The organism is Deinococcus piscis (genome assembly GCF_014653275.1).
GTDB lineage: Bacteria > Deinococcota > Deinococci > Deinococcales > Deinococcaceae > Deinococcus > Deinococcus piscis.
Genome location: NZ_BNAL01000050.1, coordinates 1 through 12559, shown reverse-complemented (window position 1 = coordinate 12559; position 12559 = coordinate 1). Strand labels below are relative to the sequence as shown.

The window sequence follows — 12559 nt, the reverse complement described above, 5'->3', positions numbered from 1 at the left end:
AACAGCGGGCCAGAACTTGGCCCACTGTGCTACCCCGTCCCCTATGCTGACTTTTCAAACACGCTCTTAGATGTTAGGCCCTCTCTTCTCTTGTATAGATTTCTCTTTTCTGATTGGCGCTCAGCTTGCCGCTGCCTTGCGCTTTAGCGGCGGCTGTTCCAGTGTTCGGCCCAGTCCAGTGCCGTTTGGAGGGCATCATCCGTGCTGCGCTGTGGGGACCAGCCCAGCCAGCGCTGGGCACGGCCAATATCGGCGTAGGCTCCGGCGTTATCTCCTGGGCGGCGGGGCGCTTCGTTGACCTTGAGCGGCTGCGGCGAAATCCGCGTAAAGGCATCCACCAGTTCGCGGACGGTCACGCCGTTGCCGGTGCCTACGTTAATGATCAGTGAATGAACTTCCGCGCCCAGTTCTTCCTGCGCACGCACAAAGGCCTGATCAAAGTTCTCCAGTGCGGCCACGTGTGCCTGTGCAAGGTCCCACACGTGGATATAGTCGCGCAGGCCAGTGCCGTCGCGAGTGGGGTAGTCGGTCCCAGTGATGGCGAACTCGCCGCTGCCCCGCGCCGCACTGACCAGGCGGCCCAGCAGGTGGGAAGGGTCGTCCAGATACGGCCCAGAGCGCCCCTGGGGGTCTGCACCGACTGGATTGAAGTAGCGCAGTGCGATGCCCCGCAGTGGCTGTCCGGCCTGTGCCGCCGCCGTACACAGGTCTGCCAGGATGTCTTCGACCATCTGCTTGGTGCGGGCGTAGGGGCTCATGGGAGCCTGCGGGCTGTTTTCCGTGACGCGGTAGTCGGGCGGGCTGGCGTAGACGCTGGCGCTGGAGCTGAAAATCACCCGCGACTGCCCCAGCTCCAGCAAGGTCTCGAACAGACTCAGGCTGGCCAGGACGTTCTCGCGGTAGTAGAGCCCTGGTTGCGCCACCGATTCAGGCACCACCATCCGCGCTGCAAAATGCAGGGTGGCCGCAATGTCAGGATGCTCCGCAAAGATGCGGCGAACCAGTGCACTGTCCGCCACATCTCCCTCATAAAAGGTGCGGCCCTGGGTAAATTCCCGTGCTCCCATGACCAGTGAATCCAGCACGATGGGTGTGTGTCCTGCATCTTCCAGCGCAGAGCATGTGGTACTCCCGATATAGCCTGCGCCCCCTGTCACCAAAACTTTCATGCGCCGACTATACTTGGACCCAGCATGAACTTTTTTAGCACCAGTAGCCGGCTCACCTGCCCGCCGGGACCAGTCCGGGTTTTTGCCCTATTGACTGAGGAGTGTTGCGCGTGACCCAGCCTACTTCCCGTGCCCAGGACCTAGACGTGGCCCATCTGCTCCGAGTTCTGCGCAGTGCGCTGCTGCCACTTCTGCTGGTGTCTACAGCGCTGGCCGCAGCGACCTACTTCTACTCGCAGTCGCGTCCGCCGGTCTATCAGGCTTCGGCTGGTGTCGCCGCTTTGCCCGCTGCTCCTAGCAATACCTTGCTGTCCAACTCGTTGGTCACGGCTCCGGGGCTGCCCGCTGGTGTGGTAAGCCGGGCGCTGCGCAGCCCCGAAGTGACTGCTGACGCACTGGCCCGGCTCAAAAAGGCCCTGCCGGATGCGGCGCAGGTAGACGCCATCTCGGCAGCGGTCAGCAATGAGATTCGCTCGGGCAACTACCAGACAGTGAGCCTGCAGGCCGACATTGATCAGAATCTGGTAGGCAACTACGAGATTCTGGCCCGCGCTGGGACGCCGGAGGCTGCCAAAGCCACAGCCAACGCTTTTACGCAGGCTCTGTTGGCCTGGGACCGTGACCGCGCCTTGGACGGCGTGAACCGCGCCCGCGCCAACTTGACCAATCAGCTGGATCAACTCAGAGGCGAGACGACTGTGGGCGGTCAGCCGGTCAGCCAGACCACGGCCAATCAGCTGCGGGCCGAGGTGACGCGTTCGCTCCAGCAGCTGGAAGTGCTGCGCCTGACGGCCACTGGCACCCTTTCGCTGATTTCGGGCGCGGTCCTTCCTGAGACTCCACTGGCTCCCCGCCCGCTGCGCGACGCCCTGCTGGTGCTGGGCGCGGGGCTCTTTTTTGGGCTTTTGTTCGCGCTCCTGCGTGACCGCTTGGTGCAGCGCATCCAGGACAGTGACTCTCTGCGGCCCTTCGGCCTACCGATTCTGGGCCTGTTGCCCCCGCTGCCTGGCCGCCACTCCAAGCCGCTGGGAGTAGAAACCTTTATGCAGCATGGTGGCTTCCGCGAAGGTCTGGATTTCGTGCGTCTGGGCCTGCTGTCCAGCTTGGGTGAGCGTGCTCAGGCAGCAGGAGAGACGCAGACGCCGATGGTGGCCGTCTCCAGTGCCGAAAAGGACGAGGGCAAGAGTTCCGTCACTGCTGGTCTGGCCATGAGCTGCGCGGCGCGTGGCATGAAAGTGCTGGTGGTGGATGCCGACATTTTCCGGCAGCGTCAGCGTGAGCTGCTGGGCGGCCAGATGAGCCAGCCCTCACGTCAGATTGGCAACACCCAGTTCTGGATTGGCATCCGGCGCAACATAGACCTGATGACCGTGCAGGACACGCAGCTCAATCCTCAACATCTGCTGAACAACATTCAGGCCATTCGGGAGCATTACGATCTCATCTTGATTGATACTCCTCCGGCCCTGACCATTGCCGATACACTGGCACTGTCGAGACTCTTGGACGGCTTGCTGCTGGTGGTGAGCGTGGGCACGCCACAGGCTCAGGTGGAGCGCCTGGTCACCGAGACGCAGCGCCTGGGCGTGCGCTCACTGGGCTTTGCACTGAACCGTTACCGGATGGCGGGCAGCGGAGACGCTTATGGATACGGCACCCCGCTTCCCTCCGATACCCGCAGCGAGGTGACCTATGGCAGCTGAAGCGCTGGCTCTACAACCATTGACCCTGCACCTTCAGCAAGCGGCGCGCCTCAAGGAACTGAGCGGCGCTGATCCCCTATTGGCGGCGCGGTTGGCGGCAGCAGGGGGCCAGGCGGAACTGGCCCGCGCCTTGCTGGCCCGCAGTGGGGGGCTGTTCGACTTCGAAGAGAGTGAGCGCCTGCTAAACGAAGCATGCCCACCAGAGCTGCTGAATGCGGCCCAGGACATACTCTCTTCCCAGGTGACTTTGGACCACTGGACCGAAACCCAGCGCGAAATGTATGTGCGCGTGCTGGCCGGTCTGCTGCTCTCTGAAGGAACAGGGACGGCTGAGTCTTTGGCCGCTGCTTGGGGTGCAGGGTCTCAGGGAGGCGGTCTGTGGCGGCTTCCAGCCCTGCCAGAGCGTCAGCGCTGGGCCGCTGGGCGTCAGCTGGTGCAGCAATTGGCCGGGGCTGTTGGCCCTCACTGCCAAGGTCGCCCGCCTGTGCAGTGGGCCAGTGCCTCTTGGGGTGGACGCTGGGGCCTGCGCCGCCAGCTTCAGACTCAGGCTGAGGTGGTCTCGCTGGAGCATGTGGTCGCAACCCTAACTGCGGCCTGGAACTGGGAGTTGCCTGATTTGCCGGGCCTTCTCTCGCGCCCGCTGCTGATTGAGGGGCTCGAAACCTTGCCGGTGGACCGCCTGGAGCTGGTCACGTCGTTGCTGGCCGATGCGTCTGCCCTGTTTGGCTGGACCGTGATTGCGCTGCCGGGGTTGGATACCCTCTGGCCATCCCACTATCGACTGTTGCCTCAGGAGCAGTGGGCGGTGCCGCAAGAGGAGATGGCCCGCCACGCACCGGTGACACTGCCTGGTGAGCCGCTGTCTCTGCCAGAGTTGGCGGCCCGCCTGGGTGCTGAGGGTGGGCGCACCCTGGTGGTCCTGTATTCGCGGGCCAGTGCTGCCCGCCTGGCTGGGATGCTGCCGGGCAGTGTGCTGCTCTCCAGCAGTATGAGCCGCGCCCACCTGGACAGCCGCATGTCCACCCTGGCCGATCAAGCGGCGGTCCCCGATCTCACTGTGATTGCCACCACCCTGCCCTCCACGCCGGTAGGGGAGTTTGACCGGGTCTATCACCTGCTGGCCCCACTGCCTCACCTTACCGAAGCCGCGCAACTGAGCCGTGGCCCGCTGATTCTGTTTACCCTGCGGGATGTGGCCTTGCCGCCGTTCTGGGAAAAGCACAGTCAGCTGACGGCGCAGCTCTTAGCGGAGGGGGGAGGGCACGCTATTCACGATCCTGCGGCGCAGCGCCGTTATATTTCGCAGCTGCGGGCGCTGGAGCAGGGCGGGCGGTTGGGACGCTGGCTGGGTCTGCGCCGTGAGCAGCAGTTTGCTTCGCTGGCAAGTGAAGTGAATGCCCAGTCCACCTCGGCGGTGCCAGTCTTGATCGGTTATGGCTCCGACGGCGAGGCGGCCATTGCCCGTTCCCGCGAGCAGGGTTGGCTCTCGCGCCGTGACCTACGCTATGCGGCCTGGGTTACCCCGATGGAATCGCAGCGGGCGGTGCGCTTGGGCGACGCTGAACCGTTTGGCTCTGGCTGGGCTCTGGTCTGGAAAGGTGTCTATGATGAGACGTATGGCCTGGCCTGGCCGTTGGTTCAAGCCGAGCAGCAACGCAGCGACGAGTAATCGTGGATGTTTCCTCATCTTTATCATTAATATTTCGCCGTTATTCCAGCTGCCTGTCCTTATGTTCTGGCAGATGAATTGGGTTTAATGTCTCTGTGGCTTTTCTGACCTCTTCCTTGTTTTCTCCGCGCCGTGCTCTGATGGACCGGTCCTCGTTTGGCTGGGACCTGCTGATGTTCTGCGGTGTGGCGCTGCTGTTCTGGTTGCTTCAGGCAGCGGCTATTCCTGGCTTCGTTGTGCCAGGCGGCGCAGAGAGCCAGGCCCTGCTGACCCGGCTGTGGCTGGTGGCTGGGGTGCTGGGGGTTTTGCTGTCGCAGCGATCTACGCTTTCGGAAGCTGGGTCGGCCTACTTGTTGCCGGTGGCTGCTTTTGGTGTGGCCGCGGCGCTGTTTGCGGCAGTTGGATACAGCCAGCAGATCGCTCTCCTGATTCCCGTGCACTTGCTCTGGCTGGTGCTGACTATCGTGGTGCAGCAGGTGTTGCAGCGCCGCCGCCCTGAGGTGCGCCTCGGCATGCTGGCTGCTCCCGATCCTGAGCTGCTGCCGCACCTGCATGCCGAGCGGCTCAAGCCCGTGCTTCTCTCGGCGCAGGAGCCCGGAGCCCTACAGGAAGTAGATGCGCTGGTCGTCCGTTCTGAGCAGCACAGTGCCCTACAGCAGCGCGCCTTGGAACACGCCCAGCTGATGAATCTGCCGGTGATCTCCAGCCGACTGCTCGAAGAGGAATTGACCGGGCGCGTATCGCTCAACGATGTGGATGAGACCTGGATCACGCCAGCGGCTTTCCAGACGGGATACTTGCCCTGGAAGCGCTTTTTTGACGTGTTCTTTACCCTGCTGGCTTTGCCGGTCCTGTTGCCACTGATGGCGGTGGTGGCCGCTGTGGTGTATTTCAACAGTGGGCGGCCCATCCTGTTTTGGCAGGAGCGGGTGGGGCGCGGCGGTCAGCCGTTTCAGCTGGTCAAGTTCCGCACTATGACCCGCGACTCCGAGCGTTCCGGGCCTGCCTTTGCCAAGCAGGGCGACCAGCGCATCACTCCGGTGGGGGCCTTTTTGCGCAAGTTCCGCCTGGATGAATTGCCCCAGTTCTGGAACGTGCTGCGCGGCGAAATGAGCATCATTGGCCCCCGGCCTGAGCAGTGGGCCTTTACGGTGGAGTTCGAGGAAAGTATTCCGATGTACGCTTCGCGCCACTGGGTGCGCCCCGGCATTACGGGCTGGGCACAGGTCACGCAGGGCTACACCGACAGCGTGGGGCAAATCACCGAAAAGCTGCGCTACGACTTTTATTATGTCAAGAACTGCTCGCTGGCCCTGGACCTCCAGATTGTCTGGAAGACCGTGATGACCATCCTGACCGGCTTCGGCTCGCGTTGAGCTTGCTGGTCCTGACCTTAGAGCAGGAGGTCAGGACTTTGCTTTGGGGCAAGCGGAGAGTGGGCCGGGATGTATAGCTTTTCCCGCACGGCTTCACTTTCCGCCCTGCTTGGGTGGTACAGCTTTGCATTTTGGGCTTAGAGTTGCTCCACCGTCCCGGACAGCCGCGCCCGTTCGGCTGCAAAGGCCAGGCGGTGCGAGTCGAGTGATTCGGCCAGCGGAGTGGGCAAGTCGCTCTCTCCGCGCAGAAAAGCCAGCCAGTCATGGACCAGCGCCGCGTCGCCGCCGCCGTGGTTGCCGCCCACGTCCACAGACCAGCGCTGCACCCTGCTCTCCCGCCCTGTGCCGCTGCGGAAGTCGTACCATTCCAGCTCGCCCAGCTCCATTTGTCCGCGCAGCTCGCCGTGTGACCCCATGACCTTGAGGGTGCGGGTGTTGTTGTGGGTGAATGCTGTGGTGGTCAGGGTCGCTGTCACCCCTCCGGCAAATTCGACAGTGACGCTCTGATGGTCGCAGACATTGTTGTGGCCCAGATAGACACACTCGCCGTAGGGGGTATCTTCCAGCGCCTGCTGCACACTGTGGCCTCCCGCGGTGAGGACGGTGACCGGCCAGGCCTGCGGGTCGCGGGTGCCGTAGATGACGCGGGCGTCGGAAGGGCAGTCCTTCACCGGGCAGTCCAGGCAGCGCTGCGCCGCACCCGCTGGAGCCTGCTCTGGGCGGAAGTGATGAAGCCCGCCCGCCGAACTGACCCTCAGCGGCGGGGCTGCCGCCCACCAGCGCAGCAGGTCAAGGTCATGGCTGCTCTTGGCAAGGATAAAGGGAGCCGCCGGAGGCGAACTGCGCCAGTTGCCCCGCACATAGGAGTGCGCGTAGTGCCAGTAAGCGACATTCTCATTCAGCTGAAGGCCAATAATCTGGCCCAGCCGCCCTGAGCGGATGACCGCTGTTACCTCGCGGAAAAAGGGCGTGGCCCGCAGCACATGGCACACGCTGACGCGCCCCGCTGAGGCGGTCTCGGCGGCCAGGAGCGTATGCAGCTCTGACTCGTCCAGCGCCACTGGTTTTTCGAGCAGCACATGGTAGTTGAGCGCCAGGGCCCGCAGACAGGGCGCAGTATGCGTGCCGTCCGGGGTGGCGATCACCACAGCGTCAGCCACGCGGCCCAGACCGAAGAAGGCGTCGGCATCAGCGAAGCAGTGTTCTGGCGGCACCCCGAACCGGGCGGCCACCTCGGCCAGCCGCTCGGGGCGGGGGTCTACGAGGTGACTGACCTGTGCGCCCTGTTCACGCAGGTGCTGGGCATACACGTCAGCGCCACGGTTGCCACAGCCGATGATGGCGACGCGGAGGGTCATGCTTTTACTCTAGAGCTTAGAACACAGCGCCTGGGGGTAGAGATTAGGGGCCTGTCTGTGACATAAATTCTGGTGACCCCAGCCCGCCTGCCTGCGGCGGCAGCACCCGCGCCACAGCGTACGGGATGATATGAGGCCGCCCAGTGTCGGGGTCTTGCAGCACATGGGCCTTGAGGCCAAACACATCGCGTAGCAGCTCAGGCGTCATCAGCTCTGCCGGGTCGCCCTGTGCATAGACCCGCCCGCCCTGCACCGCCACCAGCTCGTCCGAGTAGCGTACGGCCTGATTCAGGTCGTGCAGCACCATCACCACGGTCTTGCCCTGCTCGCGGTTGAGGCGCTGCACCAGCTCCAGCACTTCCAGCTGGTGGCTGAGGTCCAGGTAGGTGGTGGGTTCGTCCAGCAGCAGCACCGGCGTGCTCTGGGCCAGGCTCATGGCAATCCAGGCGCGCTGGCGCTGGCCGCCGCTCAGCGCTTCCAGGGGCCGGCCCGCAAACGCCGTCATGCCGGTCTGGCTCATGGCCCAGGCGACCTGCGCCCGGTCAGCTTCGCTGCGCCCGCCCAAAAAGCCCTGGTGTGGGTGACGTCCGAACCAGACCAGCTGCTCGACAGTCAGCCCTTCGGGGGCCACTGGGCCCTGCGGCAAAATCGCCAGTCGGCGGGCCACTTCCTTGGCATTCAGGCGGTGCAGGTCCTGGCCGTCCAGCATCACGGACCCGCCACTGGGGGCCAGCAGCCGCGAAAGTGCGCGCAGCAGCGTGGATTTGCCGCAGCCGTTGGCCCCCACCAGGGAGGTGACGGCACCGCCACGCAGCGCAAAATTTAGATCGCTCAAGATGGCCTGTTCGCCGTAGCCCAGCGTCAGGTGGCTGGCTTCCAGCGGGCGGGGGGGGATGGGTTCGGTCATGTCTACCTTCTCTTTCGGAGCGGATGGCACGGAAATGTGTGACGTGCGGCGCAGTCGGGCCAGAGTTCAGCGAGCAGTGCGTTGCAGCAGGTACAGGAAATACGGTGCGCCCAGCAGGGTGGTGATCAGTCCGGCGGGTACTTCCAGCGGGGGGGACAGCACCCTGCCCAGGGTGTCGGCGGCCAGTACCAGCCCGGCCCCCAGCAGGGCGCTGACCGGCAGAGTGCGTCCGTGAAGGCTCCCGGCCAGCAGCCGTGCCAGGTGCGGGGCGACCAGCCCCACGAAGCCCAGCACTCCGCAGAGAGTCACCGCTGACGCAGCCAAGCCCACCGCCACCAGCAGGGTGCCGTAGCGCCCCAGCGTGACCCGGTGGCCCAGCGCCAAGGCCATGTTCTCGCCCAGGGCCAGCAGGTCCAACCGGCGGCTGAGCAACCAGGCGGCAGGCAGCAGCGTGAGGGCCCAGGGGAGCGCCCGGCCCACCCGTGCCCAGTCAGCTCCATAGACCGTGCCCGCCAAAAACGCCAGCGCTCCGCCGAGGTGGTCGGAGGCACGCAGCAGCACCACTTGTCCCAGCGCCGTGCAGGCCGCTCCCACCGCCACCCCCAGCAGGGCCAGCCGCACAGGGGGGAGCCGTGCCCCGTCGCGTGCCAGAGCCAGCACCGCCAGAAAAGCGCCCCAGGCTCCCAGCGCCGCGCCCCAGGGCAGCAGCCAGCCCGGCGCATCGGGCAGTGCCAGCAGCAGCAGGGTGACGGCCAGCCCGGCCCCCGCGCCCACACCCACGAGGTCGGGGCTCGCCAGGGGATTGCGCACCACCGCCTGCAAGATGGTGCCGCTGACCGCGAACATCGCCCCGCCCAGCAGTGCCGCCACCACGCGGGGCAGCCGCAGGTCGAACACCAGCCGCCGGGTCAGGTCGGCGGCCTCGCCTGGCTGACCGCTCAGCGCGGCCCACAGGTCAGCGGGCGGCGTGGGCACCGCGCCGACACCCAGCGCAAAGAAGGCCAGGGCCAGCACGCCCAGGGCCAGGCCCAGCGGCAGGGCGGCCTGTGCCCAGCGAGTCTGGGGTGGTGAGGGGAGCGGCGCAGAAGTCATGGGCGTGGCTGGAATCCAGCGGCGGGCGGCTCGTTTTTCAGCAGGCCCGGAGCGAGGAGGAGACGGAGCAAGAACGCCGGAGCAGGGTGGGAAGGGGTCATATCAGGTTCTCCACTAGGGACTTAGGCACGAATCCTGCGCGCCAGCAAGATGAAAAAAGGTGTGCCCAGCGCGGCAATCAGCAGGCCCACCGGGGTTTCGGCGGGGGCGTTGATCAGCCGGGCGGCCACATCGGCCAGCATCAGCAGCGCCGCGCCCAGCATGGCGGCGAGCGGCAAGGTCAGGCGGTGGTCGCGGCCCAGCAGCCCACGGGCCAGGTGCGGCACGACCAAGCCCACGTAGCCCAGCGGCCCGGTCAGCGCCACGGCACCGGCAGCGAGCAGCACGCCCAGCAGGCTGAGACCCAGCAGCTCGCGCCCAGCCTGGGCCCCCAGGCTACGGGCCACATCTTCGCCCAGGGCCAGCAGGTTGACGCGGGAGCCCAGCAGCAGCGCGAGGGCCAGCGGCAGCGCCAGCCAGGGCCAGACGCGGGCCAGGTCTTCCCAGGTGCGCCCCGCCACCGAGCCGTTCAGCAGCACCAGAGCGGCCTGGGCGCGGTCTTCCCACAGAATCTGAATGCTGCGGGTCACAGCGCTGCACAGCGCCGCCACGGCCACACCACTCAGCGCCAGCCGCAGGGGACTGAAGCCCGAGCGGGCCGCAAATCCCAGCGTGAGGGCTGCTGCCAGCAGACCGCCGCCAAATGCGAAGGGCACGCTCAGGCTGCCCAGCCCCGGAAAAAAGACCACGCTCAGCATCAGCGCCAGCGCCGCGCCTGCCTCGACTCCCAGGATGCCGGGGTCGGCCAGTGGGTTGCGGGTCACGCCCTGGAGCAGCAGTCCGCTGACCCCCAGCGCCGCGCCCGCCAGCCCAGCGGCCAGCGTGCGGGGAAAGCGCAGCGTCCAGACCGCCAGGCTTTCGCGCGAGTCATCGGGACTTTGCAGCACCCGCAGCACCTCTTCGGGAGCGATGTGGAGCGCCCCGCTGCCCAGTGACAGAAGGGAGGCGGCGGCCAGCAGCGCCGCCGCTGCCGGATACCACAGCAGCGCCCAGCGGTGGGGCCGGTTCACAGGTCGCCCACCAGGGTCAGGCGGTACTGCGGCTCAGGATAAAGGTCCGGCGCATGGCTGCTGGCGGGCAGCTGTAGGGTCTCCGTCAGCTCGCCCTGCACGCGCACCCGGCCCGGCTCTGCGCTGTTTTGATGGCCTGGGCTGTTTGGGTGCGGCCAGTAGCGCAGCTCCACCTCAAATCCGCTGCTGTCCTCGCGCAGCACTTCGGCCTCGCGCTGGGCGTCCAGCCACCACCAGCCCGCTTCCCGAAAAGCGGCGGCGTCGGCATACTGCGCCGCTGGCCCAAAGCCCGCGCAGCCCCGGTAGCACTCGGCCAGCGCCCGCCAGTCGCCTTCGCGGCGGGCGAGTTGCCGGGTCAGTTCGGGTGTCAGATACGCCCAGTAGCGCCCAGCAGGTAGCTCCAGCAGTGTGGGCGCAAAGCGGTGGCCCCCGAAGTGAGAAGTGCGCCACAGCCGGGGTTCCTCGCCGCAAAGGGTCTGGAACAGGGCCGCGCCGTACTTGCCACAGGCGCTGTCTACCCGGCCATGGGTGCAAAGGTGCCAGTCGGAGCCAGCCGCGTGCGGGAGCGGTTCAGCCGCCGAGTGTCCCACGCCCGCCACATGCTCGCTGAACAGGGCCCACAGCCCTTCGTCATCCGCGCAGAAGTCCTGACGCTGGAAGCTCGCGAGTGGTCCCGGCGGGCGGCTATACACCCTGACCCGGCGCTGGCGGGGATCAAAGGCAGACGGGTCACGCGGGGCAAACATCAGCAGGCCGTAGCCCAGGCCGCTGCTCTCTGCCCAGTCGCCCAGCACCTGCATGGCCCGGCGCTGCGCTGGGCTCATGCGCTCCGCGTCAAAGAAGTGTTCCCACTCCTGCACGGTGGCTTCAAAGGCGATGCAGGTATCCCAGCGGTGCGCACTGCCGTGTGCCTGCGCACCGCTGTTGCGTGACACGTCGGCGCATAGCGGCAGGCGTCCGCTTCGCTGGTCCTGCTCCTGGCTCACCGCACGAAGTCCAAAATAGCTTTTGTGACCAGGTTGGAGTTGCGGGCCTGGGTCAGCGGGCCAGAATAGGGGCTGAATTCTTCAGGTTCATACAGCACGGTCTGGTCTTTCAGGCGCTGGCCGACGGCACTGCTCATGAACTCAGCCGCGCCGTTGTACTCACCGCCGGGGGGAAAGACCACCACCAGCGTCTGGTCGTCCAGGCCCAGCAGGGCTTCTTCGCTGACCTCGGCCCCCACGCCCAGGGTGGTATCGCTCAGCTGGATGCCGTCCTGGAAACCCAGGGCGCGCAGGTCGTCAATCAGGCGGGTGCTGCTGTAGACCCAGTTGCCCCCCCCGGCGAAGGGAGCCACCACCACGACTTTGGGGAAGCGCGTGAATACGCCCGCTGCTTCCAGCGCAGCGCGGTTGTAGCGGTTGACATTGTCCGGCAGCTTAATGACCGCCGCCGCCCGCTCCTCGCGCCCAAAAATCTTGCCGAGGTCAGTGACGGCCCGTTTCCAGAAGTCGGGGCCACCTTCCTTGTAGCCGAGGGTGGGGGAGACGGCGCTCAGTTTGTCGTAGTTCTCGTTGCCGTCCCAGGTCAGACGTACGGTCAGGTCGGGGGCCAGTGCCGTGATGGTTTCCAGGTTAGGGGCCGTCCAGCTGCCCACAGAAGCAGGTGTATTCAGTCGGCCGTGCCCGAAAAAGCCGCGCTCCAGCACGTCAGCTTTGACTTTGCCGCCCTGAAGCATGTCAGGCGTGAGGTAGGAGCTGCCCAGACCGACCACCCGGTCTTCTAGATTCAGCGCGTATACCCAGCCCAGGGCTTCTTCGTCCATGACCAGCAGCCGCTGCGGGGTGGCTGCAATTTGGGCGGTGCCTTCGTCGTGCTCGATGGTCAGCGGCGCGTTCTGGGCGCTGGCTCCCAGGCCAAGCACAGTCAGGACGGCAGTGGCCAGGGCATAGGGGGACAGGTTGACTTTTTTGTGCATGAGGCTTCTCCTTGCGGGCCTACCCCTTCCCCAGGGCGGCGTACTGCCCATGCCGCGTATGACATGGACTTCGCTTTGGTGTCTATACTGAGCTATTCCGAGCAGTTCAGTCAAGTTTGGAGCTGTTCTCTGCCGCTTTAAGTGGGGCAGCTCAGTACCCGACAACTTTACTTTTTCTCTGTCCAGAACAGCATAGTGGCTCCACAACCACCGTTA

General features: G+C 65.6%; 10 protein-coding genes. 3 read left to right on the top strand and 7 right to left on the bottom strand.

The annotated features are described in order from the left end of the window. Nucleotides 1–143: 143 nt before the first annotated feature. Nucleotides 144–1169 carry a UDP-glucose 4-epimerase GalE gene (gene galE / locus IE158_RS12605; protein WP_189644066.1) on the bottom strand — a complete coding sequence of 342 codons (1026 nt, stop codon included), beginning with the start codon at nt 1167–1169 and terminating at the stop codon, nt 144–146. 110 nt (nt 1170–1279) lie between these two features. Between galE and IE158_RS12600 the strand changes: the two genes are divergently transcribed. The 3 genes from IE158_RS12600 to IE158_RS12590 all read left to right on the top strand — a co-directional run bounded on the left by IE158_RS12600 (nt 1280) and on the right by IE158_RS12590 (nt 5917). Next, nucleotides 1280–2872, top strand: a complete 1593-nt coding sequence (locus IE158_RS12600; RefSeq protein WP_189644065.1) for a lipopolysaccharide biosynthesis protein — start codon at nt 1280–1282, stop codon at nt 2870–2872. After that, complete coding sequence (locus IE158_RS12595; RefSeq protein ID WP_189644064.1) at nt 2862–4541, top strand: hypothetical protein; 1680 nt, start codon at nt 2862–2864, stop codon at nt 4539–4541. The genes IE158_RS12600 and IE158_RS12595 overlap by 11 nt, the downstream gene beginning before the upstream one ends. A 95-nt stretch (nt 4542–4636) precedes the next feature. Beyond that, nucleotides 4637–5917, top strand: a complete 1281-nt coding sequence (locus IE158_RS12590; protein WP_229839116.1) for an exopolysaccharide biosynthesis polyprenyl glycosylphosphotransferase — start codon at nt 4637–4639, stop codon at nt 5915–5917. Nucleotides 5918–6054: 137 nt separating this feature from the next. On the opposite strand, the gene IE158_RS12585 is transcribed toward IE158_RS12590, so the two are convergent. The 6 genes from IE158_RS12585 to IE158_RS12560 all read right to left on the bottom strand — a co-directional run bounded on the left by IE158_RS12585 (nt 6055) and on the right by IE158_RS12560 (nt 12343). Further along, entirely contained in the window at nt 6055–7275 is a 1221-nt protein-coding gene (locus IE158_RS12585; protein WP_189644063.1) for a Gfo/Idh/MocA family protein, read from the bottom strand. A 43-nt stretch (nt 7276–7318) separates the two neighbouring features. Next, complete coding sequence (locus IE158_RS12580; RefSeq protein WP_189644062.1) at nt 7319–8182, bottom strand: ABC transporter ATP-binding protein; 864 nt, start codon at nt 8180–8182, stop codon at nt 7319–7321. A gap of 66 nt (nt 8183–8248) precedes the next feature. Continuing rightward, nucleotides 8249–9274, bottom strand: coding sequence for a FecCD family ABC transporter permease (locus tag IE158_RS12575; RefSeq protein WP_189644061.1), 1026 nt, complete (start codon nt 9272–9274; stop codon nt 8249–8251). Between the two features lie 122 nt (nt 9275–9396). After that, nucleotides 9397–10383: a FecCD family ABC transporter permease gene (locus tag IE158_RS12570; protein WP_189644060.1), complete on the bottom strand. Its 987-nt coding sequence runs from the start codon at nt 10381–10383 to the stop codon at nt 9397–9399. Continuing rightward, a complete protein-coding gene (locus IE158_RS12565; RefSeq protein ID WP_189644059.1) occupies nt 10380–11369 on the bottom strand; it encodes a sucrase ferredoxin in 990 nt (329 codons plus the stop codon). Before IE158_RS12565 ends, IE158_RS12570 begins: the two co-directional genes overlap by 4 nt. Next, on the bottom strand, nt 11366–12343 hold the full coding sequence (locus tag IE158_RS12560; RefSeq protein ID WP_189644058.1) for an ABC transporter substrate-binding protein: 978 nt from the start codon (nt 12341–12343) through the stop codon (nt 11366–11368). The genes IE158_RS12565 and IE158_RS12560 overlap by 4 nt, the downstream gene beginning before the upstream one ends. Nucleotides 12344–12559 lie beyond the last annotated feature (216 nt).